Consider the following 24,426-nt stretch of genomic DNA (forward strand, 5'->3'; position numbering starts at 1 on the left):
GTTGTTCAACAAAGAAACAGCGACTTGCCCTCAGACAAGATCACGCTACCCAGACGTTCTTCTACTGTTCATGCTAAACGTTGTTTAGCGTACTTTCCACACGATGGCCTCTATTGCGGGCACATGACAATCGCGAACAGGAGCGGCATTGCTATTCCAGTGTCGTGAAGCAAACCCGTTACGCTTTGCAGAAGATCGCTGAGAATTTCAGACTGCTAGGGATGATTTTGACATAGGGTCCCCCCCTATGGTACATATCAACGGATGGCCCACACTATCCGTGAGAAGCAGAAGCTGCTGAGCCGCGTGCGCCGGATGAAGGGCCAAGTCGAGGCGATCGAGCGCGCCCTCGAAAGCGAGGCTGGTTGCGAGCAGGTCCTTCATCTCATCGCGGGTGTGCGCGGCGCGATGGCCGGTCTCATGGCGGAAGTGGTCGAGGACCACGTTCGAAGCCATCTGGTCGATGCTGAGAAACATCCGGGGGCGCTCAACGCAGAAGCTGCGGAGCAACTCATGGATGTCATTCGAACCTACCTGAAATAGGAGACCACGGTGAGCGAAGCCGAGGTGCTCACGCCTCCCTCAGGTCATAGCCACGTGTATCTGGGCGAAGGCCACGAACGAGCCGAACGGCGGAGCTGGGCAGTCATCTGGCTCTGCGGCGCGATGATGTTCCTGGAGATTGTCGGCGGCGTCCTGTTCGGCTCGATCGCCCTCGTCGCAGATGGCCTGCACATGTCCACACACGCGAGTGCGCTGTTGTTGGCGGCGCTTGCCTACAGCTACGCCCGTAGGCACGCGCATGACCCCCGCTTCACTTTCGGAACAGGGAAGCTTGGTGATCTCGCCGGGTTCACCAGTGCCATCGCGCTGGCGATGATCGCGCTGTTGATCGGCTACGAGGCCGTCTCCCGCCTGTTCGCCCCCGTCCCGATTCACTTCGGGGAGGCGATCCCGATCGCCGTTCTTGGCTTGCTGGTCAACATCGGGTCCGTATGGCTGTTGAGCGGCGGGGAGCACCATCATCATGGGCATGGCCACAGTCACGCGCATAGCCACACACAACAGGACGATGAGACCGAACACCGCGTCGAGAGCAGCGTTGGCCCATTGACGCTGTCGATTTTCTGAAGCATTTTACCCATACGAACCGGCTGTTGATCGTCTGTTCGTTGGTTGAAGCCGAGCGCTCTGTCGGTGAGCTTGAGACGGTTCTCGGCATCCGGCAGCCGACCTTGTCGCAGCAACTGGGCGAATTGCGTGAAGCGGGAATCATCGAGGGGCGTCGCGAAGCTAAGCAGGTTTTTTATCGGATCGCCGATGCGCGCTCGCTGACGCTCATCTCTATGCTGCACGACCGCTTCTGTGGTGGCGAGTTGGCCGAGTCAGCGACGGAGCAGGGCGGTGCTGCATCAACATCCCACACCGGATCCGCCGACACATCGCCACGAAGGATCATTAGATCGGCGGAGGCCGCACGGTTTGCACGCATCGAACTGCCGCGCAGTTCGGATCGAGACAGGGTCTAAGATCATGCTGCGTCTGGATAGTCATCGGTCTCATGGGGTCGCTTGTCGGAGGCGCGATGGTCGGCGGGGCGTCTGCCATCCTCGTGCTGCTCAATGAGGCGCGCTCTTTGTTCTGCTCATGAACGCCGTCATGGCCGCCGATGGCATTGGCTCCAACAGTTCTCAAAATCTCTCCCACCTCGAAGTTTGGACTTGGCATCGTGACACCTAATGCAACAGCAGATTTTCTGGGCCGGCTGGACTTCGCGTGGATCACGACCCTTCACATCATCTATCCGCCGCTGACAATCGGACTCGCCAGCTTGTTATTCCTAGCGGAATGGCGCTGGGTTGCGACTGATCGCGAGCATTGGTATCGGCTTGTCCGCTTTTTTGAGAGACTTTTCATCGTCAATTTTGCCGCTGGAGTCGCGACCGGCATCACCATGGAGATGGCTTTCGGTATTCTCTACGGTCCCTTTTCCCAAGCTTCGGGACCGTTCTTTGGTCAGGTACTGGGCTACGAAACGATCACTGCCTTCATGTACGAAGCAGGTTTTATTGGGTTGATGATTTTTGGCTGGGGCAAGATCGGCCGCGGCATGCATCTCTTTGCGACCTTCAACGTCGCCCTGTCCTCTTCTCTATCGGCCATGTGGATCATGGACGCGAATTCCTGGATGCAGACGCCGACAGGTGTCGAGCTGAAAGATGGCTATTTCCAGATCTCGGACTGGCTCGCGGCACTCTTCAATCCCGATGTCATTCTGGGCTTCCCCCATATGCTGATCGCCGCGATCGAAGTGGCACTTTGCTTCGTCATCGCTGTCTCGGCGTGGTTCGTGCTCTGCAGGCGCCACGCCGTATTGTTCCAACGCTCGTTGAAATACGCGCTTCTCGCACTCCTGGTCATCGCCCCGCTGCAAATCTATTTGGGCGACGGCTTGGGACTCATCGTTGCGCAGGATCAGCCAGCGGCGCTCGCCGCCATGGAGGGCCACTACCATACCTACAATCAGGATGGGTCGGTTGATACGAGCTGGGAGGTTGTGGGCTGGCCTAACGCCAAGGGCGATGACATGGCTTGGTCAATCACTATCCCGCACGTACTAAGCCTGCTTGAAACCCACACCTGGGATGGAAAGGTACCGGGGCTCGATTCTGTTCCGCCGCAAAACCGCCCGCCTGTCCTTGTACCCTTCTATGCCTTCCGCGTCATGGCCGCTGCAGGCGGCGCGATCATGCTCTTGGCCTGTTGGGGCGCATGGCTCGTCCTGCGGGGCCGCTTCACGGTTGAGCGCATCGTTCGACATCGACTCTTCCTTTGGAGTGCCATCCTGTGTGGCTTCCTGCCTTATATCGCTATCTGGTGCGGCTGGTGGGTGCGTGAGGTAGGGCGGCAGCCCTGGCTCGTTTACGGACTGATGCGCACCGAACAAGGCGTCAGCCATATGAGCGTGACCGCGGCCGCTCTCTGGCTCGCTGGCTACATCTATTTCGAACTCATCGTGTGGGGCAGCACCTGGTACTTCTTCGCCAAGGTCATGCGCCGCGGCCCAGATATGGATAGCCCCGTCGTCCAAGGCGGCAACCAGCATCTGGGCGAACTCGACGCACCCCATGACGGCGCCCCCTCCTATGTCCGTCCGATCTGAGATGATCGGACAAGCACGCAGCATCCTGGCCGGAGCAGAAAAATGGACGGGCTGAGTCATATCCAATCCATCGTCACCTTCGCCTGGTGGATCGCGCTCGATCTGAGCGTGCTCCTCTACATCCTGCTTGATGGTGCCGACCTCGGCGCCGGGGTGTTTTCACTCTTTGTGCGCGACCATCACGAGCGCGGCGCCATCATGTCCGCTATGGCGGGCACCTGGGACGCGAATGAGACCTGGCTGATCGTCGCCGGCGGCGTGCTCTTCGGCACCTTCCCCTTCGTTTATGGCTCGGCCTTCAGCTACCTGATGGTGCCGCTGGCGCTTGCCCTCTGGGGCATGATCACCCGTGCGCTCTCGCTCGAATTCCGCCACCTAGCGGAAACGCCGTGGCAGCGCTTCTCCGATGTTTGCTTCGGCGTCTCTAGCCTCGTGGTCGCGTTCTTCGGTGGCATGGCGGTTGGCGCCATCCTCCAAGGTTTCCCCCTGACCAATACGCCGGGCACGGTGCCGACCTATGTCGGTGGCGCCCTCCGCTTCATCTCACCTTTCAGCATCTGGACCGGCATCGCTGCTGTGCTCGCAGTGGCGTTGTCCGGCGTTCTGTTCATCCGTGCCCGATTTGAGCATGGCGAGCCAATCAGAGAGCAGGCCGCGCGCTGGACCGGCACGATCTTCTATCTCGCGCTTGCCGCCGTTGCGATCACGGTCGTCATCAATGCTGTGATATTCCCCTGGGCGGCGAACAAATGGTTCGGTTCGCATTTTTGGGTCTGGGGCCTTGTGTTACTTGCCGTGGTCTTCGTTGCATTCAAGATGCGCGAGGCCAGCCGGCAAGATCGCGACGTCGCGGCCATCCTTTGGTTTAATCTTGCGGTCGCCATCATGGCGGTCGCGATGATGGTGACCGTTTATCCCTGGATCGTGCCGGGAACCTGGACGATCTACGCGGGTGCGAGCCCGGCGGTCTCACTCGTCACCTTCACCCTGACCATGGGCGGCTTCTTCCCAGTGATGCTCGTGTACAATGCCTATCAAATCTGGGTCTTTCGGGCGCGCATTACGGCGCTCGCTGCCTATCACTGAGGTGAGCACGCCGGGCCGAAGGACCTACCATGACGTCCCATAAGGCTCCCATGCCGCGCGGGGTCAGCCGCGCGCTGGATGGCTGGCTCCGCCGCCGCGCCGCTATCGCGAAGCAGCCCTTGCGGGGCGCCATTCTGCTCGGCGCCGTGAACGGCCTGCTACTGGTGCCCGAGGCCTGGCTTCTTGCCCGCAGCATCACCGCCGTGGTCTTCCAGCATCGCGGGCTTGCGGCGGTGGCGCCCTCGCTCGCCATCATCCTTGGCATCGCCCTGCTACGGGCATTGCTCAGCCATGGTGCCACCATCGCCGCGATGGCCGCGAGCACCCGGGTGAAGACCGATATCCGGCACGCGCTGCACGCGAAGATCGCGGCCCTCGGACCGGGCTTCCTCGGCACCCAGCGCAGCGGGGACCTCGCGAGCCTGCTCGTCGAGGGCGTCGATGCGCTCGACAACTACTATGCCGCCTACCTGCCGCAGATGGCGGTCGCGACCTTCCTGCCCGTGGCGCTGCTCGCCTTCATCTTTCCGGTGGACTGGGTCTCCGGCATCATCTTGCTCCTCGGCGCGCCGCTGATCCCGATCTTCATGATCCTCATCGGACGCGGCACCGAGCGCCTGAACCAGACGCAATGGCGCCGCCTCGCGCTGATGAGCGCCCATTTCTTCGATGTGGTGGAGGGGCTCTCGACCCTGAAACTCTTCGGCGCCAGTCGGGACGCGGCCGGGCTGATCGGCCGCATGTCGGAAGACTACCGTCTGAGCACGATGCGGGTGCTGCGCGTCGCCTTCCTCTCCTCCCTGGTGCTGGAATTCTTCACCACCCTCGGCGTCGCCGTGATCGCCGTCTTCGTGGGATTCCGGCTCTATTATGGCGAAATCCAGTTCCTGGCCGGTCTCTTCGTGCTGCTGCTGGCCCCGGAATTCTTCCGCCCCCTGCGCGCCATGGGCACGCAGTATCACGCCAGGATGGAGGCGATCGGCGCCTCCGAGCGGATCGTGGCGCTGCTGGAAACGCCCGAGCCGGAGACACCCGCGGGCGTCGCGGCGCTGCCCGCCGGATCGGGCATCCTCCGCTTCGAGCAGGTTTCCTTTTCCTACGCGCCGGGCGAGCCCGTGCTGGAGGCGATCCAATTCGCCATCGCCCGCGGCGAGCGTGTGGCGCTGGTGGGCCCGAGTGGTTCCGGCAAAAGCACGGTGGCGCGGCTGCTGCTCGGTCTCGCCCGGCCTGACAGCGGACGAATCACCCAGGGCGACATCGATCTCGCCAGCATCGCGCCAGATGCCTGGTTCCGGGAGAGTTCCTGGATGCCGCAACGGCCGACCCTCTTCGCCGGCACGCTTGCGGAGAACATCCGCCTTGGTGCGCCCGATGCCTCGATGCCAGAGATCATCCGCGCGGCGGAGGCGGCCGAGGCGCACCTCTTCATCAGCTGCCTGCCCCACGGCTACGAGACGGTGATCGGCGAGCGCGGCCAGGGCCTGTCGGGCGGCGAGATCCGGCGTGTCGCCCTCGCCCGCGCGCTGCTGAAACCCGCGCGCCTGCTGGTGCTGGACGAGGCCGAAGCCAGCCTGGACGCGGAGACGGCCAGTCTCATCCGTGCCGCGATCGTGCGCCTGCCGCGCGACATCAGCGTGCTCCTCATCGCCCACCGCCTGGAAAGTGCGGAGGCCGCCGACCGCATCCTGGTCCTGCGCCAGGGCCGCATCGTCGAGGAAGGCACCCCCGCCACTCTCCGGGCGGGCACAGGGGATTACGCCGCGATGAGCGCGCTCTATCACGAGGGCGCGGCATGAGGGATTTCCTGCGTCTCCTCCGGCTGCTCGGGCCCAGCTGGCGCTGGCAGGCGACCGGCATCCTGCTCGGCGTGCTCGTCATTGTCAGCAATGTCGGGCTTCTGGCGCTGTCGGGCTGGTTCATCGCCGGCATGGGGCTCGCCGGGCTCGGCCTGCTGCGCATTGAGTATTTCCTGCCGGCGGCGGCCATCCGGGCCCTGGCCATCGCCCGCGCCCTTGGCCGCTACCTGGAGCGGCTGGTGACGCATGAGGCGACCTTCCGTCTGCTCTCCGATCTCCGCGTCTGGTTCTATATCCGGCTCGAACCGCTGGCGCCGGCGCGCCTGCAGCGCCATCGCGCGGGCGACCTTCTGAGCCGCATCCGTGCCGATATCGACAGTCTCGACAATGTCTATCTGCGCGTGCTGGCGCCGAGCGTTACCGCCCTGCTCTGCACCGTCCTGATCCTGGGTTTTCTGGCGCGCATCAGCACCGGCGCGGCACTCGCCGATTTCCTGGGTCTGGCGCTGGTGGGTCTCGCCCTGCCGCTGGCGGCCTTTCGTGCCGGTCGCCGCAGCGGGCGGCAGGCGGTGGCACTGCGCGGGCAGCTGCGCGCCGAGATCGCCGATACCGTGCGTGGCTTCGAGGAGTTGCAGGTTTTTGGCGCGATGGAGCGCCAGACCTCGCGACATGAGGCGGCCTATGCGCAGCTGACCGCGCTGCAGCGGCGGGAGACGCTGGTGGAGGCGGCGGCCGGTGGCGCCGCGCTCTTCCTGGTCCAGGCGACGATGCTGGCAGCCCTCGTGGTCTCGATCCCGCTCGCCATGGCTCGCACCCTGCCGGGGCCGGACATCGCCATGATCGCGCTGCTTGTGCTGGCGAGCTTCGACGCCGTCAGCGGCCTGCCCGGCGCGTATCGCGCGCTGGGGCAGACGCTGGCCGCCGCCCGACGCATCTTCGAGATCGTGGATACCGAGCCTGCGGTGCGCGAACCCGCGCAGGAAGCCGCCCCGCCCACCGGGTTCGACATCACCTTCCGCCACGTCTCCCTGCGCTATGATGACGCGGAGGCCTGGGCGCTGCGGGATGTGAGCTTCCATATCCCGGCGGGCGGCGCCCTCGGCGTGATGGGGACGACCGGATCGGGCAAGACCAGCCTCGGCAATCTTCTGCTGCGCTTCTGGGAGTTTCAGGAGGGCGAGATCCTGGTGGGCGGCGTGCCCATCCGCACGCTGTCCGGCGACACGATGCGGTCCTATTGCGCGGTGATCGCCCAGCAGACGCATCTCTTCAACACCAGCATCCGCGAAAACCTCCGCATCGCGCGACCCGCCGCGACCGCCGCCGAGATGGAGCGGGCGCTGCGCGACGCCGGCATCCTGGACGAGGTGCGTGCTATGCCGCAGGGGCTCGACACTATGGTGGGCGAGATGGGCACGCGCCTTTCCGGCGGACAGGCGCGGCGCGTGGCGATCGCCCGCGCCTTCCTCAAGGATGCGCCGATCCTCATCCTGGATGAACCAACCGAAGGTTTGGACGCGTTTTCTGAGCACATCGTGATCAACGCACTCGGACGCCTCAAGCAGGGCCGCACTACACTTCTCATCACGCATCGGTCACAAGCCCTGCGTGATATCGCTCAGGTTTTTGAGCTGGAGCGCGGCACCGTCTTGTGCCGCTCCAAGACATAGAAAGGGGGCGTGCGGTATCAGCACGCCAGAAGTGACCAGGATGTTATTTTGAGGTCTGTAGGGAATCATCGTGAGTTGATAACTGCGGCTGTGAGATAGATCATTGCCGTAAATGTTCTATCCGTTTTTCCGCTTCGCATGGCGATCCGCTTGAATTCTTTTGAGTTTACAGAAGAGATTTTCGATAGGTGGCGCGATTTGAAGGTATGGACATCGAATGGGCGCTTGTTGAGACGGTTTTTGCGCTGGGAGATGACGGTTTTGGCGCCCCGCCGCTCCAGTTCATCTGCAATAGAGCGGATATCGAAAGCCTTGTCCGCAATCTATGCGGGCAATCCATAGCACTCCCTCAAAAAACATCCGGTTGTTCTTCCCACTCCGTCCGCCGAAGCCGCCGGCCTTCGTTACGGCATTCACGAGCTCCGACCGCGCAACACCTCCCATTCCGGCCAGGACGATCGGGAAGGGGCAGCCAAGCAAGTCGCAAACCGGCCCATGCAATATGATGGCCATGCCTGTCCTTCAGATGATCATTCAGATAGGCCGAGAGCACCATGGCGTGGTTATGTTCCGTATCGTGCGCGGCATAGAGCAGCGTCATGGGACCGAGCTTCGACAAATCGGCGAGTTGAGCGACGGCTTCGTCATTTCGCGTCAGTTCGGCGCGGTAGCGGTGGCCAAACTCGGCCCAACGCGCCGGATCGTGACCGAACCATTCTCGCAGTTCCGTGCTTGGCGCGATCTCCTTGAGCCACAAGGTCAGTGCGGCACGGTCCTTGTGCAGGCCCCGCGGCCAGAGCCGATCCACCAACACACGCGCGCCATCATCCTTGTCCGGCGGATCGTAGACGCGCTTAACGCGAATGTCAGAGACGGCACGGGCCATGGTCAGCCGATTTCTGCTGGAGCGTGATCCAGGAAGATTGTCAGAAGAAGGGACGTGTCCTCGATCGCCTTGACCGAATGCGGCGCGCCTCCCGCGAGATAGACCCACTCATTGGTCCATATATCCCACTTTCACGGCGACACCATGGAGACAGGACGGCGACGCGACAGCGACAGCACGGCGTCGCTGGGCCAAAAAAAATCGGCATCGGCTCCTGGTGGTGTCGCCGTTCGCAAAACGACAGCGGACGATACGGGCATGGATACGCTCGATCGACCCATTCTTTTTCGCAAGAAGCGCCTCAAGGAGTTTCGAGGCCGGGGCCGGCTATATAGTTGGCTGCGGGCTCATAGCGAGAAGATCGCCGCCGGCATGGAAAGCGGCGAATACTCGTGGGCGCTGATCTGTGCCGAATGCACCCGCCACGGTGTGGTCGGCAAGCACGGGGAGCCCCCCACTAGGAAGGCAGCTTCGAAAGCATGGCAGACGCTGTGCCGCGATCTAGCGGTGTCGGGCGAATCGCCAACGCGTCGTCTTGAACGCCCGACGCCGCCTTCCCGCTTTCCGAAGGGTTGGACCCCTCCAATCGTCAGCGAGAGCGAGGTTCCGGTGCCGGCCTATCTACGGCCACCTGAGACCGCGCTCGTCCCATCCCCCCCTCCTCCGCCGCTGGCGCTGCCCGAAAGGCAAGCCGGTGACGATCTGCCGGAGCCCGGAAGCATGGAAGCGTTCCTGCGCTCGGCGGACAAGGCCGACTGGTATCTGCTCGGTGGCAAGCGAAGGCGGAGGACGGAGGCTTGAAGCGTGCAACATCTAAAAGGAGTGAGATTATGCCTGACGGACAGATTAAGCCGCTGGATCGGATGCCGATCCTGTGGATCGCCATGGGAAGGCAGCGGGTCGGCAAGACCGCGCTGCTGAACACGGCGGTCCAGTATTTCCGGGCGGGTGGCAACCCGATCCGCGTGTGGAACGCCGACCAGCAGAACCGCAGCCACACGCTGTCGGTGTTCTTCCCCGACGCCGAGGAGGTCCCGAATGCCGGGCTCGAAGACGGCAAGACGTGGATCGAGGAGCGGATCGAAGACCTGATCCGGCACCGCTATGACGCCGTGCTGGATGTAGGCGGCGGCGCGACCGGCTTCTCACGGCTGGTCCAGGAGGTGCCGCTGCTGGAGGCCATCGAGGGCAGCGCCGTCCGTGTAGTCGGCCTGTTCTGCATCGGCCCTGAGACCGCCGACCTGGATTACCTCGAACAGTTCGCCGAGGTGGATATGTTCATGCCGGCGGCGACGGTGATCGTGGCGAATGGCGGTTTGGTGCTGAGCGGACGATCAATTGGTGGCGCCTTCAAGCCGATCCTGGAGCATTCGGCGATTAGGGCGGCGATGGCAAAGGGCGGCCGGTTGGCAATGTTTCCCGCGCTAAGCTGCATGTCGCAGGTGACGGATCGGGGCCTGACCTTCGCCGAGGCTGCGAAGGGCCAGGCCAAGCCGGGGGGCGAGCCGCTGGCCTTGTTCGATCGGGCGCGGGTCAATCGTTGGTGGACCCGCGACGTGCCAGAGTTCTTCGCCAACATCCCGCGCGAGTGGCTGCCGGTTGCGGCGGCCGATGTGCGGGAGAGCGAGGCCGGCTGATGGACAGCACGAGCCCGACTGTGCCGCACCCACCCGAGGGCGAAGGCCCAAAAGATTGGGTAGCGGAGTTTCGCCGCAAGACTGATGAGGTCCGGGCGGCGGCGGCGGAATGGGCGGTGCGCTGGGATGAGCCGGAGGGCCGGTTCATCTCAGCATTGATGGGCGCGATGGAGGTCGTTGGTAATCTTTCGGCCTCGGCGCAGGCCGCGTTCGTCCAGACTTCGCGGGACGGACGCGCAGCCGCAGAGGCCGACCTTTTGAGGGCCAAAGAGATACATCAGGCGGCACAACTTGCCCTGACGCAAATCCGGAACATCGAGCTGGCGGCGAAGGCCGAGCACGAGGCCGTGGCTGTCCAGATGATCGACCGGACCCTGCCGCTGTTCATCAAGCGGCTGGAGAATGTCCTGGTCATCCGCGAGCAGCGTTGGAACAAGGACGTGGCGCGCCGGCGCTATGTAACGGCCGGCGCGGTGGTCTTGGCGATCTTCCTGAGCGGCTTCGGCTTGGCGCGATGGGAGGACTATGGACGGCTGGCGAGGATCGATAATTGCCTGGACCATCCGATCCAGGCAAGCGGACATTTTTATTGTCGAATTGATCAATGAAGGCCGCGCCGTTCGCAGACATCCGCGGCAAAGGTCGAGCGTCTCAAATTGGAGGACGATCGATGCGAATAGGACAGAAATGGTATTTACGCTCGGGCATTGCCCTGGGCGTTCTAGCGTCTGCGCTCGGGGGCGGTGTACCGGCCTGGGCGCAGGTGACGTTGAACGGGCCGCCGATCCAGGTCACGCCCTACGTGAGCGAACCGGGCGTGCCGACGGTGACGATCACGCCGGGTTCCACCAACCCGCTTGGTGGAGATACCGATCCGAACGGGGGTGGGGCAGGCGGCAGCACAGGGACGGGCACTTCGACAAGCGCGGGCAGCAGCGACGCGCTCAATACCCTGCTGGCACAGTCCTGGGGCGCTACTGCGGTCTCCGAAGCGGAGGCAGTCGGCGTGAATCCGTCGGCGTTGGCAGCGACCTGTGTGGCCGAGAGCGGATGCACGAATGCCGGGACGAATGGGACCGCAACCGGGGCATTTCAGATGCAACCGGCGGCGTTCCAGGATGGCTTGGCAACTGCATTGGCAGCCGACCCGGCTTTGGCATCGCAGATCGTTCAGGGTTCGGCTGGGCAAAGCGACCCGACAACGGAGGCTATCGCTGCATCAGGCTATCTGATGCAGGCGAACACGGCGCTAACCAGTGCCGGCGTTACGAACCCAACCGTGCTTGACGCACGGGCGTATTACAACTTTGGTCCAAATGCCGGTGTGCAGATAGCGCAGGCACCGCCGACCGCCTTGATGAGTGATTACATCAGCTCGGCGGCTTTGTCGGGAAACAACATTTCAGCGACCGAGACGGTCGCTCAATGGCAGTCGTCGGTCAGTTCAAAGATCGGTAACGCTGCCTCACAGACGGTTCTGTCGTAAGGAGTGATGGTGATGAGCAAGAGATGGATTTTACTGGCCGCGATCGGGGCAATTAGCATGAGCCCCATAGCGAGCAAAGCCGCAACGGTGGTGCGGCCCGAGCCCGGCTTGGCCTGCATGCTGCTGGATGATCATGATCTTGCAGCGACGGTGCAGAGCCAATTGCCACCGATCCGATCGGCCCCGTCTGCGAGCGCGCCGGCGATCGGCTACCCTGCTGAGATTGTCTTCGTGCGCGAGCCGGTCCAGGAAAAGGCTGGCTACGTGGCGGTCGTGAAGCTGAATGCGCAACCTGGCTGGATCGAAGCGAGCAAGCTCCAACCCTGGCACGCGATGAACGGTCGCCCCGGAAAATGTATCCCGTCGCTGATGTCGAACGGTCTTCTCGGAAGTGACATCCAACACTGACATCCAACGCCAGTTGGAAAAGGGTTACGCGCGATGGATGGGCACTACAACCAGGGACCGGCGAATAAGCCGACGCGACCGAAGCGCCGTTTTCGGTTTAAGCGACCTTCGCCGTTCGTGTTCATGATCCTGAGCGCGGCGTTGTTCCTGATTGGGTCGGCGAGCTTCAACGGCCATGGGTCGCGGCAGATGGCGGAAATCGGCGTTGGTGGCGCGGTGATCGCGATTGCCGCGATTGTGGGGTTCATCCTGTAATCTCAATCCATCACCCCGGAGAGGCCGCCGAAAAGCGCCGCTTGCGGCGCGCGGCCTCGTAGGCCCGGAGGGCGCGCGAAGCGCGGGTTGTTTCCACCAGCGCGACCTGTTGGCACATGACGAAAAGGCCGACCCTGACCGGGCCGGCCTTTCGTTTGTGGGGGCTTAGTAGGGGAGGTCCGCCTCGGTCAGTGCCGGGGCCTCCCAGATGATGCAGGTGTGGTCGATGTCCCGGTGGTAGGTTTCGATGTGGCGGATCGAGTAGCCCTGATCGAGGAGGGCCGCGTTGTCGATGTCCGAGTCCAGGTCCGTAGCGATGGTGCCGTTGTCCAGTTTGGTCATGTCCCGTGTCTCCGATCTGTTCAGCGGAATTGCTGATAGGCAGTGCGATCGACGGGCTTCGGGACGGGTCAACCTCCGCGGAGGGAGGACCGGAGCCACGCGCAGCCACGCGCAGGCGCTTCTTCAGCGCCGAGCATGGCGAGCATGGCGAGGACCGGACTGGAGCGGCCCCGAATGGGTGCCCGTAGGGCAAGGTTGACGCGGCACGACCTTGCCCGGCGATAGACTGAAAGATCAGCAGGCGAGCTTTTGTTGGTGGGGGTGGGGCTGCACGGGTGCCGCTGCCTCCCCTCACCCGCGCCGTTCGCAATCCGGTGGCCCACCCTGACGGGATGGAGGGCTGAGGATGAGAGCTGAAACCGTAATCGAGGCTTGGTTGTCCCGCTTCAAGCGCCGCCATGAAAGCGGCGTCTCGGTGGCCCAGGAGGATCAGCCTGACCGTGCAGCAGCCCTTGGCGCGCTGGGGGAGGCATTGGTCGCCGGAACGATCCGCGACATGGGCTGGCCAGTGTTGCGCAATGTCGTGCTCCGCGAGCGCGGAAGATCGGCTGAGATCGACGTGATCGCGCGGGCGCCGGGCGCGCTGGTGGTGCTCGAGGTGAAGACCTGGTCGGGGTTTATCCTGGGCGCGGCGCAGGCCCCATCATGGACGCGGCACGGTCGAGGCGATGAGGCTGTGGCGATGCCGAATGCGGTGGCTCAGAACCGCGCGCATGTCACCGCCGTTGAGCGCGCGATCGGCGATCGAGAGGTGCCGGTGTGGGGTTTGGTGGTGAGTGCCGGGCACGCGCGCTTTGCCCCGGCGTTGCGGGCGCATATCGTGCCGGCGGCGGAGCTGTCCGGCGTGCTGCGGCATGGCGCGCGTGCCGACCATGGTGAAGTGCGGAGGATCGAGCGGGCCTGGGCGTCGCTCGGACGCGAGGCTGCCCGCAGTCCCAGCAGGCTTGCGGCGCATATAGCCAGACTTCAGGCCCGCTACAGGGACTGAACCTGGTATCCGGCTTAGCTGCGATCCGCAGTCGTGCTACAGAAAGAGCATGTGTTCCAATTACCAGCGCACGAAAGCCTATCGGAGCTATGTGGAGGAATTCACCCACATCCGGCTCCCGCTGCGTTTTCCGGAGCCCCATGCGGCGCCGAATCTTGAGCCACAACCCGAGGTCCGGCCGACCGTCACCGCGCCGGTCTTTCGCCGCCTGGAGGACGGGGTTGAGATGGTTAGCGCCAGGTGGTGGTTGGTGCCCTGGTGGCACAGGGGCGCTCTGAAGGAATTCAAGCTGGCGACCTTCAACGCGCGCGCTGAGACGGTCGCAAAAAGCCGCACGTTCCGCGACGCTTTCAAGCAGCGTCGCTGCTTGGTTGCCGCCGAAGGTTGGTACGAATGGACTGGCGAGAAGGGTCAAAAGACCAAATGGCGCTTCACGCCAAAGGATGGCGGGCCGATCTGTTTCGCGGGGATTTGGGACCGCTGCAAGACGACGGATGCCGGTGAGATCGAGAGCTTCACCATTATTACACAGCCGGCCGGATCGATGCTGAACGCTTACCATGATCGGGCGCCGGTCGTGCTTCGGCAGAGCGAGTGGTCAACATGGCTGGATTTGGAGGCCGATCCTCAACCGCTCCTTGGCCCTGAGAGCATCGACCAGTTCGATGTCGCCTATGTCTCCGGCCCCGAGGTGCCATTTCGGCACGGCGACGTATGAGCCATGAGAGCATCTAGCATTGGGCGACCCCACGAAGGATTTTCATGTCCCAAGAAGAGTTAATTTCGAAGTGGTTTAGCTTAGCCGCAGATTTGAGGGATGATTGTTTATCACTCCTTGGTCAAACCAAGGTCGAATTGACTGAACCGCTTGATGAGAATCCAGACCTTTTCGCCTTTTTGCTCTTTTGCCGCACGATCACGAATTTCAAAGGCGCAATAAGTCTCTATCAGCAAGGTCTCATCATCGAGGCCCAAACGCTGCAGCGCTCATGTTTCGAGAACTCCATTTGGCTGAGAAGGTTGGCGCATGAAGGGCCGGCTTTCGCGAAAGCGATTTGGGATGATGGGCGATATAACGAAGCCAGCTTTGCAAGTGTGTTGGTCGCTGGGACCACAGACCTAAGCACGCGTGCCGAGATTGAAGAACGTATCAAACTTGGCAAGGGCGGAAAACGGATCAACGCCAAGGATGGACAATCGTTGGAAGGCGCCAGTGAGGACTATGCGGAGTTTCGCCGACTTAGCATGAGCGCTGCACATCCATCTTCAACAGCGCTCCTGCGGCATTTCGTGAGAGATGGTACGACGGGTGAGCTGGAGATTGCTGTCGAGGTGGTCGAGGATGACCAGGAACTCGTCACGAATCTTTTCTTCACAGTTGCCGCGCTGATGAACACGTTGAATTCGTTCATCGAGTGTGCGTCCCCGCCAGAGGGATTGAGCATCCGGAACGCTATGGCGGCCCGGATCGTTGAATTGCAGGCGCAATCCCGAATAGCCGATTGAAACTCACCCGGTTTGCTTGATGCTGAGCCTCGCTCGATTGGCGCGCAGCGCCGGCATGCGAGGTAGCGGCGCCGGGCTGGGGAAGGCTGTGGGGCGAAGCCCTGCAGGCGAGCAGCCCTGCGCTGCGCACGCGAGCGTGCCCCACTTGCCTCGAAGCGACATAAAGCCCGGCCGAACCTGGAAACCAGAAAACGCCGGCCCCGTGAGGGACCGGCGCTGCTGTGGCGGCACCCCCTAGAAGGGGATGTCATCTCCGGAGAGGTCATCGACCGGCGGGCGGTTGCCGGCACCGACCAACTCGCGATCGTCCTCGCGGCGGCTCTGGCGATTGGTGGAGGGTGCATCGAGCAGTGTCAGCTCGCCGGCGTAGTTTTCGAGGTGGATTTCGGTCGTGTAGCGCTCGTTGCCGGCGTTATCGACCCACTTGCGGGTCCGCAGCTTGCCTTCGAGGTCGATCTTGCTGCCTTTGGCGACGAATTTCTCGACGATCTTCACCAGGCCCTGGTTCCAGACCACGATGCGGTGCCATTCGGTGCGCTCGACCCGCTCGCCGCTGGTGCTGTCGCGCCAGCTATCGCTGGTGGCGAGGGAGAAGCTTGCGACGCGATTGCCATTGCTGACGGTGCGGATCTCGGGGTCGATGCCGACGTGGCCGAGCAGGTTCACTTTGTTCTTCGATCCAGCCATCTTCTTCACTCCTAAAAACCTTCGGAGGTGAGCCGGCGGCGCCGGTTCCAACCTCTCGGGGTGCGGTCGACGGGACCGGTGAGGAGCGTGCGGAAATCCCTGAGAACGGCAGTGGTGCGGGAGCGCAGCGACCCGGTGCCGTTCGAACCGGAGGCGCTTTGCCCGTCAGAACAGGCGCATTAGCGCCTGGACGGCAAAGCGGGGATTGAAGCGCCAGCGACGGCCGGTCTAGACCGCAGCACCCTCCCGAGAGGTCCAGAACCGCGTCACCGTCTCCCCCTCCCGTTCGGTTCCAAAGGAGTGAGGTTGGGTGGTCTTCAGAAGACCGGGGTGCAGCTCGGCCCCTTTGTCGGCTCGACCGGACTCCGCCCGCCACCCCCAAAGCAGCCGTGCGAGCGCCCTCCCTGCCACCAGCGCCGGCCGCGAGAGACTGGGCATAGCGGCGCCGGGTGCCCCCGAATGGCGATGGCGACCGTGGTCGTCCAGTGGCCGGAAGGTTCGAGGAGAGAGAAACGCCGCCAAGGGCGACCGGAGCATGGAAGGCATGCCGGACACGGGGCGAGGGCGCCCCAGCCGAAAGGGGTTACGACCGAAGAAAATCCTCGATCTGCGCTGTACGGCTGGAATCGATCGTGCGACTCTGCTGAATCGAAAGTCGCGCGAGGGGATCGAGAGAATGCAGGATCGGTGCGTCATGCTACGGGCGGTGAACCCGGAACGGAACGTCAACCGTTCATGGGTGTGTCGCATCGAGCGAGATCTGTTCGGGGCGTGCGTGGTGAGCGTGACGTTTGGCCGGGCGGGGACGCACGGGCGGACGATCCGCCGTATGGTTTCGGGGGTCACGACACGAAAGTGTACTTTACGTACGCTTAGAGTGAACCCGACAAGAACATTGAGGCTGTTCTGCTGAGAGCTCGATAGACTGTCGGACGAGAGATGGAAAAGACTTCGGCTAGATCGCTGATGGAGTAATCGCCGGTATCATACATCCGGCGAAGCTCCTTCTGCTGCCGGTCAGAGAGCTTAGGTTTTTTCCCGCGTAGCTTGCCTTTGGCGCGGGCGACCGCCATGCCTTCGCGGGTGCGCATCCGGATCAGATCGGCTTCAAACTCCGCGAAAGTCGCCAAGATGTTGAAAAACAGTCTACCCATCGGATCTGACGGATCGTGAATGCTGCTCCCAAGTTGAAGCTTCACACCACGGGCTGTCAGACTATCGCCAATGGCTCGCGCGTCAGGGACAGATCGGGCCAGCCGATCAAGCTTTGGCACGACCAAAGTATCGCCACTGCGAACAGCCGCAAGGGCTTGATCAAGGCCGGGTCGCTCCCGGTTCGTGCCAGTAAAGCCTTTGTCCGTGTAGATGCGATCGGCAGCAACACCGAGTTTGAGAAGTTCCTGCTGCTGGACCGCGAGGTCCTGTTTGTCCGTCGAGCATCGGGCATAGCCGATCAATGTGTGCGTCATGCGGGAAAGTGTAACGTATAACGCCCCATAAATGCAAAAAATATGGTACCATCTATATGAGACTCGGCTTTCGGCTGTTTTTCTGCCTTGGCAGGTGAACCAGTGATCGTCCGTTCAATGATCCCCTTCCGGACACATGAAGGAGACATCCGATCATGGCGCGGCGCCGTCTTCTGACCCGTGAAGCTCTCGCCCGACATTACGAGCCTTCTGTCGATGATCGCGAGATCACGAGACATTTTACACTCAGCCAGGATGACTTCGATCTGATCGCAACCCGCCGCGGAGAAACCTCCCGATTGGGTTTCACGATGGTCATGCTCTACATGCGCTGGCCGGGACGGGTACTGGAATCTGGTGAAACACCACCGGCTCCCATTCTGTCATTTGTTGCGCGGCAGCTCGACCTGTTCCCTGGGCTCTGGTCCCATTACGGACGTCGTGACGAAACCCGTCGATCCCATCTGGCCCACCTGATGAAGCGTTATGGCTACCGAACCTTCGATCGGTCGGCATTTCATGACATGACCGGTTTCGCGATGCCAATTGCACATCATGTGACCCAGCCATCCCGCATGGCTGCGATCCTGATTGACGAGATGCGTCGCCGAAGCATTCTCCTGCCGTCGGTCACTGTCATTGAAGCCTTGGTGCGCCGTGCTCGCCAGCAGGCCGATCACCTTGTCCATGACGTCCTTGCAGGGGATCTGCCGCCGGAAACCCGTTGTCGTTTGGACAAAATGCTGGAGCGTCGTGGCGATCGCAGTGCCTCCTGGCTCTCGTGGCTGCGTAACCCGCCCTTGTCACCAGCCGCGCGCAATATCCTGCGATTGCTGGAACGCCTGGAGTATGTACGATCCCTGAACCTCGACAGCGCTCGCGCCACGACCATACCGCGTGTGGCCTTTGACCGTTTGAGCGAAGAAGCTGCCCGGATTACGCCCCAGCATCTGGCCGAGCTTCGGTCATCCCGTCGTTACGCCATTCTGGTGGCAGCCGGGGTCCGACTTGAGGAGGTTCTAACCGACGCGACCCTCACAATGATGGACAAACTCCTCGGAAGCATGATGCGCCGTGCCGAGCACCGGATCCGTGACAAAGCGATTGTCACCATGCGATCGTTGCAGGCCCAGCTTCGTCTGCTGACAACCTCCTGCCGTCATCTGATTGAGGCGCGTGATCAGGGTGTTGATTCACTGTCTGCCATTACGGGAATTGACTGGCCCCGCCTCCAGGACGCCATCGGCAGGGCTGAAACCCTGACAGCTCCAGAGACCATTGATCGCACGGCCGAACTGATCAACCGGCATCGCTCTCTTCGTCCTGCCATTGGTCCATTCCTGAACGCGTTCCAGTTTCAGGGTGGTCGCACGGTACAGGGATTACTGAAGGCGGTGCAGATCATTGGAGACCTCTATCGGACCGGTAAACGCCGCTTGCCTGACTCCTGTCCGATCCGTTTCATTCCGCCTTCCTGGCACAGCTTTGTCAGGCCAGAGGGAACAGTCATACGACAGGCTTACGAACTCTGTGTTCTGACCCAGCTGCGCGAGCGTCTGCGTGCCGGAGACATCTGGGTAACGGAAAGTCGCCAATACCGCGCATTCGACACCTACCTTCTTCCGGAAGCCACGTTTGCAGCGATGCGCGCGCAAGGACCGTTGCCTCTGGCGATCAATGCTACGGCTGACACGTTCCTTTCTCAACGGCGTGCAGTGCTGGAAACCGCGCTGAACCGGGTGACGGCTCTTGCCAGGAAGGGCGAGTTGTCACAGGTCCGGCTTGATGCACATGGTCTTGTGATTTCGCCTCTGAAAGCAATTACACCCCCTGCTGTGGAAGAGTTGAGGCGGGCGGCTTACGACCGGCTGCCACGGATCAAGATTACTGATCTTCTGCTGGAAGTGGACCGCTGGATCAGCTTCACCGACTGCTTTACCCATCGCCGTTCCAGCCGTGTCGCGGATGACAAAAACGCCCTGCTGACGGTGATCCTGGCGGATGGGATTAATCTTGGTCTGACACGCATGGCCGACACCTGTCAGGGTGCCACCCTGCGCCAGTTGGCGCATCTGCATGACTGGCATATCAGCGAGACCGGATACGCCGAAGCCCTTGGCCGTATGGTTGCAGCCCATCGTGGGCTGCCGCTGGCGTCACTCTGGGGAGACGGCACATCGTCCTCAAGTGATGGTCAATTGTTTCATGCAGGTGGCAGAGGCGCTGCGATCAGCGATATCAATGCGCGCAATGGCAGTGAACCGGGCGTCAGTTTCTACACCCACATCTCCGATCAGTATGATCCGTTTTCGACCCGGGTGATTGCGGCGACGGCCGGTGAAGCACCCTATGTTCTGGATGGGCTGCTGTATCATGCCAACGGGCTTTCCATTGAAGAGCATTATACCGACACGGGTGGGGCGTCAGATCATGTTTTCGGGCTGATGCCATTCTTCGGTTATCGATTTGCGCCCAGGATACGGGATCTGAAAGAGCGGAAACTTCACCTGTTTCCGGGACAACACCCGGGCGAACTTCTGGGTGGGATGGCCGGTGACCTGATCAATACCAACCATATTGTGGAATACTGGGACGACCTGCTGCGTCTCGTCACATCTATTCGGAGTGGAACCGTGACCGCTTCGGCCATGCTGCGCAAACTCGGATCTTACCCCCGTCAGAATGGTCTGGCTGTGGCTTTGCGCGAAGTCGGCCGGATCGAACGGTCAATTTTTATGCTCGACTGGATACAGGATCTGGATTTGCGCAGACGAACCCAGGCTGGACTCAATAAGGGAGAAGCCCGGAATGCGCTGGCTCGGGCGCTCTTCTTCAATCAGCTTGGCGAACTGCGGGATCGGCGTTTTGAAAATCAGGCCTATCGGGCGTCAGGTCTGAACCTGCTGGTGGCAGCGGTCATCCTATGGAATACGCGCTATCTTCAGTCTGCCATCACGACGCTCGGTATTTCAGATGACCTGGCCCAGCATATCGCACCCCTCGGCTGGGAGCATATTTCTCTGACAGGCGACTATCGCTGGAATGTCGATGAGCAGCCCGAAGCTGGCGCGTTACGACCGCTTCGGGTACCTGCATCCCTACTTGTTGCGTGAGCCTCAATGTGGCCAGTTCTACAGGTGTTCACTCCAAGCGTACGTAAAATACACTTTCGTGTCGTGATCCCTTCATAGGGGGATATGTCTGTCATTTCTTTGTCCTGTAGATGATTTTTACTTTTCTGTTGCCGGATCCAGTCTGAAATTTGTGGCTGTCCTCCCGTCATGAAGGTCGCGGGTGTGAGATTATTTTTTCAATTTCAACGTTCGGAGCGTCGGATGTAGGTTTTTCCGGAATTTCCAGTCATTTTATATATTAGCATTGCATAATATTTAACTTCACGACTCCGGGATTTCCTCTCCCTGTGAAAACAGGAAAGAAGAAATCATGGAAATCGCAGCGCAGGGGTATGCAATCTGATCGGCTGTTGGACTGACTGTTGTGGCTGCGCTTAGCGGTTCCATGGAGCGTGAGCTACGACCCGTGCCAGGCCGCAAAAACCTGTCAGTCCAGCAACGGTAAGGCCCGCGCCAAAAAAGCCGGTCAGCAGGAAATACCATGGGCTTACAAAAAAGCCGAGAAGGCTGCCTGTGAGAACAAGTAATCCGATGATGAGTTGCACCTGACGGTCGAGGGGCAGGACTTTCCGGCCGCTTCTTTGTAATGGCAGGCCTTCCTTCATCCAGGACTCGATGCCTCCTTCAAGATTATAGAGAGTGAGGCTGGGGTCTTCGGCCAATAGTTTCTTGCAGGCAGAAGCACCACGACCACCCTTGCGACAATAAATGACCAGATTTTTGTCAGCATGAGGCGGCAGAATGGCCTTTTTGATTGAGCCCAGTGGCAGAAGGGTCGCGCCGGAAATGGACTCGGATGCAAATTCCGAGGGCTCTCGCACATCGACCAGGGCGACTTTCTTCTGCTCCAGCCAATCGTTCAGGGTTTTTGCATCCACGGACTGCATTGTCATTTTACATGAACTTCCTAATCAAGGGTGTTCGCGACAGAAGATCAGCTGAAGCACGGCAAGTACTGCCTGTGCTTCAGCGCTGCAAAGTCGATAATAGATCATCAGGCCGCGTCGTTCTGAAGTAATCAGACCAGCATCTTTAAGTCGCGCCAGATGTTGAGACAGGGCCGACTGCGATAATCCAACGGCTTCAGCGATATCTCCGACATTTTTTTCACCGGAGACAAGGTGGCACAGCACCATCAGTCGGTTGGCATTGGCGAGTTCCTTGAGAAACCTCTCTGCTTCCGAGGCATGACGCTGCATGGCTTCATGGGAGAGGGATAGGTTTCGTTTTTCCACGTTGATACCTTATTGCAGAATTCTATTTTAGCAATATCTAAAATACTTAATCCAAATCGTAAAGTGTCTTTCCGTATGGATGCCGGTATATGCCTCGTGAAATATGCCAGATAATGATTTCTGTAATTTCGTCTATGTTTTCAAATATTTTTTGAAAAAACATGACATTCCGCATCCTTTTCATGCGAATTGCAGAATGTCATCAGTTAGACGCCGGAAGCGAATAAGGATTGCAGTTTCCAGTGGTCTGCACTGAGTGTTTTTCCGGCTTTGGAAGCGGCAGAAGAACACTCGGCATAATTTTCTTAACGAACAATGGGGGGAGTATGCCCCTTTATTTGTCCGTTTTCGCTGAAAACCAGGGAATCATGCGGGCAATAGCTTCTTCAATCCTGTCGGTTGAAACCGCGAAGCTGAAGCGCATGAATTTGTGGCCATTGACCGGGTCGAAATCAATTCCGGGCGCAGTTGCAACACCTGTATCGCGCAGCAGTTCTTCGCAAAATATCAGACTGTTGTCAGTCAGATGTCCGATATCGGCATAAACATAAAACGCGCCATCAGGGGGGGCTATATTGTTCAAGCCCATCTGTGGGAGAGCTTGCAGGAGAAGATCGCGGTTCTTGCGATAGGTCACAAGATGCCCTTCCAGCTCCTCGCTGCAATCAAAGGCGACCAGCCCGGCGTGCTGGCTCAGGGAAGAAGGTGTCAGGAACAGATTGCCCATGCGGGCACGCGCCTTGTCGATCATGTCTTCGGGAATGATCAGCCATCCCAGACGCCAGGGTGCCATGCTGAAATATTTGGAAAAGCTGTTCACGATCAGCGCTTCCGGTTCATATTCCAGAGCGCTGTGCGCTGGTTCACCATAGCTCAGACCGTGGTAAATTTCGTCGGAGATGATCCGGATATTGCGCTCGCGGCAGACGCGGACGATGGCGCGGAATTCCTGTTCCGGCAGGATGGTCCCCGTAGGGTTGGCGGGACTGGCGATAATCAGGGCGTCCGGTGCGGGCACAAGCGCTTCGATGGCGCGCGCTGTCAGTTGGAAGCATTCTTTCTCGCCACACGGGATTTCAACCGGGACCATGTGAAGGCTTTTCAGCGTGTTGCGATAGGCAACGTAACCCGGCCGGGCCAGAGCAACGCGCATGCCGGGTGTGAGGCTGGACAGCAGGGCCAGAACCAGAGCCGGTGACGCGCCACAGGTCAGAATGACCTGCTGCGGGCGGATGCTGACGCCATATGTGTCGTGATAATGCCGGGCGATCCGTTCACGAAGGGCCTGACTTTCCCAATATCCCATCGGATCTGTGGCCAGAACATGTTGTGCGCGTTCGATGGCCTTGGTCGGCGCCCCGGTGGAGGGCTGGCCAAATTCCATGTGAATGATGTCCTGTCCCTCGGCTGCGAGACGGTGGGCCAGAGCGCTGAGTTCAATGGCGTGGAACGGTGCGATTTCGGGAACGGACATGCATGACCCATGGGGTTGTCTGAAACTTTGGCCCTGATAGCAGAGATGGAATGAAAGAGGAAAAAGACCAGCACAAAGACGCTTAATCTTCTGCTGCGAACCGGGCTAAAAAGCACGAATGATATGTTCCGAGATTTTCAAGACAGAGCTTGCTTGGCGCCCGCCCGAGGATTTTCTCGGATTTGCTTCCGGAGCATCGTCCTGCGTCATGCTGGACAGCGGTGGAGAGTCGCCTGAGGGGCGCTGGTCATGGCTCTGTCCACGACCAGTCTCCACACTCGTGTTGCGACAGGGGGTTCTGAAGCGTGACGGTGTGGAAATCGCGCAGGGGACGGATGTCTGGTCTTGTATCCGTGCGATGTTGCGTCCACGCAGTGCGGAAGATCTGCCTTTTCCCGGAGGCGTGATCGGTTTGGCGTCTTATGAAGCGGGCATGCGGCTGGAGCGGATTGCGTCACGGCACATGAGCGATGAACCCGAACTCATTGCCATGCTGTGTGATGATTTTTTCGCTTTTGACCGGCTGGAAAAGCGCCTTTGGTGGGTCAGTCATTCGGCAGCGCCTGTGCCGGAAATTCCGGTCGTTCTGGACGCGGAAATCTCACGGAAGGGTTGTACATCGGGTTAGATTATGAAAAAGTCTGTTTTGCACAAAAGAAATTTCCATAATCATCAAGAAAACCCGATGCAGACAGAGTGTAGCGCAGGCGCGTATGAATTTCCAGCCTCCTGTGGGCGGCATGTTCTGGCCCGTTTTGACGGGGGTCGCATGAGTTCGGATGGCGGTGTCATCCTGGTAAAGCAGGTCGATGATAGTCTGGGGTTCAGTCGCCGTTTTGCTGCCTGTTTTCGCGATAAGCGGCATCCTGCCTTTGTGGAATACCGGGTTGAAGACCTTGTCCGTCAGCGGATCATGGGCCTGGCACTGGGCTATGAAGACCTTAATGACCATGACGCTTTACGTCATGATCCTGTCATGGGTCTGGTATCGGGACGTCTGTCAGGAAGCCGGGCCAACTGTGCGGCACTGGCAGGAAAATCCACGCTGAACCGGCTAGAGCGCAGTGGGCAGCAGGCAGATCGTTACTGCCGCATCATTGCTGATCATGAGGCCCTGGCTACCCTGTTCGTGACGCTTTTCATGGACCAGCATGAGCGCGCACCCGCCCGGATCGTTCTGGATGTGGATGCCACCGATGACCGT

Annotated in this window: 26 protein-coding genes and 1 pseudogene; 20 read left to right on the top strand and 7 right to left on the bottom strand. The window is 60.6% G+C overall.

Annotated elements, in window-relative coordinates:
- Positions 1-264: 264 nt before the first annotated feature.
- The 7 genes from GOB90_RS16400 to cydC all read left to right on the top strand — a co-directional run bounded on the left by GOB90_RS16400 (position 265) and on the right by cydC (position 7,715).
- On the top strand, positions 265-543 hold the full coding sequence (locus GOB90_RS16400; RefSeq protein ID WP_146893005.1) for a metal/formaldehyde-sensitive transcriptional repressor: 279 nt from the start codon (positions 265-267) through the stop codon (positions 541-543).
- A 9-nt stretch (positions 544-552) separates the two neighbouring features.
- Positions 553-1,131: a CDF family Co(II)/Ni(II) efflux transporter DmeF gene (gene dmeF / locus GOB90_RS16405; RefSeq protein WP_146893007.1), complete on the top strand. Its 579-nt coding sequence runs from the start codon at positions 553-555 to the stop codon at positions 1,129-1,131.
- Positions 1,132-1,157: 26 nt separating this feature from the next.
- Complete coding sequence (locus GOB90_RS16410) at positions 1,158-1,529, top strand: ArsR/SmtB family transcription factor (RefSeq protein ID WP_242010930.1); 372 nt, start codon at positions 1,158-1,160, stop codon at positions 1,527-1,529.
- 140 nt (positions 1,530-1,669) lie between these two features.
- Entirely contained in the window at positions 1,670-3,163 is a 1,494-nt protein-coding gene (locus GOB90_RS16415; RefSeq protein WP_146893011.1) for a cytochrome ubiquinol oxidase subunit I, read from the top strand.
- 42 nt (positions 3,164-3,205) lie between these two features.
- Positions 3,206-4,249, top strand: coding sequence for a cytochrome d ubiquinol oxidase subunit II (locus tag GOB90_RS16420; protein ID WP_146893013.1), 1,044 nt, complete (start codon positions 3,206-3,208; stop codon positions 4,247-4,249).
- Positions 4,250-4,278: 29 nt separating this feature from the next.
- Positions 4,279-6,045 carry a thiol reductant ABC exporter subunit CydD gene (cydD, locus tag GOB90_RS16425; RefSeq protein WP_146893015.1) on the top strand — a complete coding sequence of 589 codons (1,767 nt, stop codon included), beginning with the start codon at positions 4,279-4,281 and terminating at the stop codon, positions 6,043-6,045.
- Positions 6,042-7,715: a thiol reductant ABC exporter subunit CydC gene (gene cydC, locus GOB90_RS16430; RefSeq protein WP_173572156.1), complete on the top strand. Its 1,674-nt coding sequence runs from the start codon at positions 6,042-6,044 to the stop codon at positions 7,713-7,715. Before cydD ends, cydC begins: the two co-directional genes overlap by 4 nt.
- A gap of 523 nt (positions 7,716-8,238) precedes the next feature.
- Here the strand turns inward: cydC and GOB90_RS16435 are convergent.
- Positions 8,239-8,601 (bottom strand): annotated as a pseudogene (locus GOB90_RS16435) (DUF488 domain-containing protein); the annotation flags it as partial.
- A 144-nt stretch (positions 8,602-8,745) separates the two neighbouring features.
- Between GOB90_RS16435 and GOB90_RS16440 the strand changes: the two are divergent.
- From GOB90_RS16440 to GOB90_RS16465, 6 genes are all read left to right on the top strand, one after another.
- Entirely contained in the window at positions 8,746-9,402 is a 657-nt protein-coding gene (locus tag GOB90_RS16440) for a hypothetical protein (RefSeq protein ID WP_206752484.1), read from the top strand.
- Between the two features lie 29 nt (positions 9,403-9,431).
- Positions 9,432-10,238 (top strand): DEAD/DEAH box helicase family protein, encoded by an 807-nt coding sequence (locus tag GOB90_RS16445; protein ID WP_146892597.1) that lies wholly within the window; start codon positions 9,432-9,434, stop codon positions 10,236-10,238.
- Entirely contained in the window at positions 10,238-10,846 is a 609-nt protein-coding gene (locus GOB90_RS16450; protein WP_146892594.1) for a hypothetical protein, read from the top strand. The genes GOB90_RS16445 and GOB90_RS16450 overlap by 1 nt, the downstream gene beginning before the upstream one ends.
- A 62-nt stretch (positions 10,847-10,908) precedes the next feature.
- On the top strand, positions 10,909-11,724 hold the full coding sequence (locus GOB90_RS16455; protein ID WP_146892592.1) for a hypothetical protein: 816 nt from the start codon (positions 10,909-10,911) through the stop codon (positions 11,722-11,724).
- Positions 11,725-11,736: 12 nt separating this feature from the next.
- Entirely contained in the window at positions 11,737-12,132 is a 396-nt protein-coding gene (locus tag GOB90_RS16460) for a hypothetical protein (protein WP_146892590.1), read from the top strand.
- A 33-nt stretch (positions 12,133-12,165) separates the two neighbouring features.
- Positions 12,166-12,387, top strand: coding sequence for a hypothetical protein (locus GOB90_RS16465; protein ID WP_146892588.1), 222 nt, complete (start codon positions 12,166-12,168; stop codon positions 12,385-12,387).
- 165 nt (positions 12,388-12,552) lie between these two features.
- Here GOB90_RS16465 and GOB90_RS16470 read toward each other — a convergent pair whose 3' ends face one another.
- Positions 12,553-12,729 carry a hypothetical protein gene (locus GOB90_RS16470; protein WP_173572157.1) on the bottom strand — a complete coding sequence of 59 codons (177 nt, stop codon included), beginning with the start codon at positions 12,727-12,729 and terminating at the stop codon, positions 12,553-12,555.
- Positions 12,730-13,075: 346 nt separating this feature from the next.
- Between GOB90_RS16470 and GOB90_RS16475 the strand changes: the two genes are divergently transcribed.
- Genes GOB90_RS16475 through GOB90_RS16485 form a run of 3 tightly spaced genes read left to right on the top strand, consistent with a single transcriptional unit; the run spans position 13,076 to position 15,223 of the window.
- The gene (locus tag GOB90_RS16475; protein WP_146892586.1) at positions 13,076-13,717 is read left to right on the top strand and encodes a nuclease-related domain-containing protein; all 642 of its coding nucleotides are present in this window, start codon (positions 13,076-13,078) and stop codon (positions 13,715-13,717) included.
- 49 nt (positions 13,718-13,766) lie between these two features.
- Entirely contained in the window at positions 13,767-14,435 is a 669-nt protein-coding gene (locus tag GOB90_RS16480; protein WP_146892584.1) for an SOS response-associated peptidase, read from the top strand.
- A gap of 44 nt (positions 14,436-14,479) precedes the next feature.
- Positions 14,480-15,223, top strand: a complete 744-nt coding sequence (locus GOB90_RS16485) for a DUF5677 domain-containing protein (RefSeq protein WP_146892582.1) — start codon at positions 14,480-14,482, stop codon at positions 15,221-15,223.
- A gap of 234 nt (positions 15,224-15,457) precedes the next feature.
- On the opposite strand, the gene ssb is transcribed toward GOB90_RS16485, so the two are convergent.
- The gene (ssb, locus tag GOB90_RS16490; protein ID WP_146892580.1) at positions 15,458-15,910 is read right to left on the bottom strand and encodes a single-stranded DNA-binding protein; all 453 of its coding nucleotides are present in this window, start codon (positions 15,908-15,910) and stop codon (positions 15,458-15,460) included.
- Positions 15,911-16,604: 694 nt separating this feature from the next.
- Between ssb and GOB90_RS19855 the strand changes: the two genes are divergently transcribed.
- On the top strand, positions 16,605-16,823 hold the full coding sequence (locus tag GOB90_RS19855) for a WGR domain-containing protein (protein ID WP_373322118.1): 219 nt from the start codon (positions 16,605-16,607) through the stop codon (positions 16,821-16,823).
- Here GOB90_RS19855 and GOB90_RS16500 read toward each other — a convergent pair.
- A complete protein-coding gene (locus tag GOB90_RS16500) occupies positions 16,783-17,379 on the bottom strand; it encodes a recombinase family protein (RefSeq protein WP_110914744.1) in 597 nt (198 codons plus the stop codon). The genes GOB90_RS19855 and GOB90_RS16500 overlap by 41 nt on opposite strands.
- 155 nt (positions 17,380-17,534) lie before the next feature.
- On the opposite strand from GOB90_RS16500, the gene GOB90_RS16505 reads away from it, so the two are divergent.
- Positions 17,535-20,492, top strand: coding sequence for a Tn3 family transposase (locus GOB90_RS16505; protein WP_146892575.1), 2,958 nt, complete (start codon positions 17,535-17,537; stop codon positions 20,490-20,492).
- Between the two features lie 395 nt (positions 20,493-20,887).
- Here GOB90_RS16505 and GOB90_RS16510 read toward each other — a convergent pair whose 3' ends face one another.
- The 3 genes from GOB90_RS16510 to GOB90_RS16520 form a co-directional block, all read right to left on the bottom strand.
- Positions 20,888-21,406, bottom strand: a complete 519-nt coding sequence (locus tag GOB90_RS16510) for a rhodanese-like domain-containing protein (protein ID WP_010518081.1) — start codon at positions 21,404-21,406, stop codon at positions 20,888-20,890.
- An 18-nt stretch (positions 21,407-21,424) separates the two neighbouring features.
- Positions 21,425-21,748, bottom strand: a complete 324-nt coding sequence (locus GOB90_RS16515; RefSeq protein WP_010518083.1) for an ArsR/SmtB family transcription factor — start codon at positions 21,746-21,748, stop codon at positions 21,425-21,427.
- Between the two features lie 334 nt (positions 21,749-22,082).
- Complete coding sequence (locus GOB90_RS16520; protein ID WP_124306797.1) at positions 22,083-23,222, bottom strand: pyridoxal phosphate-dependent aminotransferase; 1,140 nt, start codon at positions 23,220-23,222, stop codon at positions 22,083-22,085.
- Positions 23,223-23,340: 118 nt separating this feature from the next.
- Here GOB90_RS16520 and GOB90_RS16525 point away from each other — a divergent pair, with 118 nt between their 5' ends.
- Both GOB90_RS16525 and GOB90_RS16530 read left to right on the top strand, forming a co-directional pair.
- Positions 23,341-23,850, top strand: coding sequence for a hypothetical protein (locus tag GOB90_RS16525; RefSeq protein WP_082086132.1), 510 nt, complete (start codon positions 23,341-23,343; stop codon positions 23,848-23,850).
- 57 nt (positions 23,851-23,907) lie between these two features.
- The coding region (locus GOB90_RS16530) for a transposase (protein ID WP_173572159.1) at positions 23,908-24,426 on the top strand (519 nt) is incomplete at its 3' end.

It is taken from the genome of Acetobacter oeni, from assembly GCF_011516825.1.
In the GTDB taxonomy this organism is placed as follows: domain Bacteria; phylum Pseudomonadota; class Alphaproteobacteria; order Acetobacterales; family Acetobacteraceae; genus Acetobacter; species Acetobacter oeni.

Coding starts and splice junctions, on each gene's coding strand:
- cydD (WP_146893015.1), top strand. CDS start 4,279: ATGACGTCCCATAAGGCTCCCATGCCGCGCGGGGTCAGCCGCGCGCTG.
- GOB90_RS16465 (WP_146892588.1), top strand. CDS start 12,166: ATGGATGGGCACTACAACCAGGGACCGGCGAATAAGCCGACGCGACCG.
- GOB90_RS16520 (WP_124306797.1), bottom strand. CDS start 23,222: ATGTCCGTTCCCGAAATCGCACCGTTCCACGCCATTGAACTCAGCGCT.
- cydC (WP_173572156.1), top strand. CDS start 6,042: ATGAGGGATTTCCTGCGTCTCCTCCGGCTGCTCGGGCCCAGCTGGCGC.
- GOB90_RS16475 (WP_146892586.1), top strand. CDS start 13,076: ATGAGAGCTGAAACCGTAATCGAGGCTTGGTTGTCCCGCTTCAAGCGC.
- GOB90_RS16415 (WP_146893011.1), top strand. CDS start 1,670: ATGGCATTGGCTCCAACAGTTCTCAAAATCTCTCCCACCTCGAAGTTT.
- GOB90_RS16420 (WP_146893013.1), top strand. CDS start 3,206: ATGGACGGGCTGAGTCATATCCAATCCATCGTCACCTTCGCCTGGTGG.
- GOB90_RS16455 (WP_146892592.1), top strand. CDS start 10,909: ATGCGAATAGGACAGAAATGGTATTTACGCTCGGGCATTGCCCTGGGC.
- GOB90_RS16525 (WP_082086132.1), top strand. CDS start 23,341: ATGATATGTTCCGAGATTTTCAAGACAGAGCTTGCTTGGCGCCCGCCC.
- GOB90_RS16505 (WP_146892575.1), top strand. CDS start 17,535: ATGGCGCGGCGCCGTCTTCTGACCCGTGAAGCTCTCGCCCGACATTAC.
- GOB90_RS16400 (WP_146893005.1), top strand. CDS start 265: ATGGCCCACACTATCCGTGAGAAGCAGAAGCTGCTGAGCCGCGTGCGC.
- GOB90_RS16480 (WP_146892584.1), top strand. CDS start 13,767: ATGTGTTCCAATTACCAGCGCACGAAAGCCTATCGGAGCTATGTGGAG.
- GOB90_RS16500 (WP_110914744.1), bottom strand. CDS start 17,379: ATGACGCACACATTGATCGGCTATGCCCGATGCTCGACGGACAAACAG.
- GOB90_RS16445 (WP_146892597.1), top strand. CDS start 9,432: ATGCCTGACGGACAGATTAAGCCGCTGGATCGGATGCCGATCCTGTGG.
- GOB90_RS16440 (WP_206752484.1), top strand. CDS start 8,746: ATGGAGACAGGACGGCGACGCGACAGCGACAGCACGGCGTCGCTGGGC.
- ssb (WP_146892580.1), bottom strand. CDS start 15,910: ATGGCTGGATCGAAGAACAAAGTGAACCTGCTCGGCCACGTCGGCATC.
- GOB90_RS16460 (WP_146892590.1), top strand. CDS start 11,737: ATGAGCAAGAGATGGATTTTACTGGCCGCGATCGGGGCAATTAGCATG.
- GOB90_RS16510 (WP_010518081.1), bottom strand. CDS start 21,406: ATGACAATGCAGTCCGTGGATGCAAAAACCCTGAACGATTGGCTGGAG.
- GOB90_RS16450 (WP_146892594.1), top strand. CDS start 10,238: ATGGACAGCACGAGCCCGACTGTGCCGCACCCACCCGAGGGCGAAGGC.
- GOB90_RS16470 (WP_173572157.1), bottom strand. CDS start 12,729: ATGACCAAACTGGACAACGGCACCATCGCTACGGACCTGGACTCGGAC.
- GOB90_RS19855 (WP_373322118.1), top strand. CDS start 16,605: ATGCTACGGGCGGTGAACCCGGAACGGAACGTCAACCGTTCATGGGTG.
- GOB90_RS16485 (WP_146892582.1), top strand. CDS start 14,480: ATGTCCCAAGAAGAGTTAATTTCGAAGTGGTTTAGCTTAGCCGCAGAT.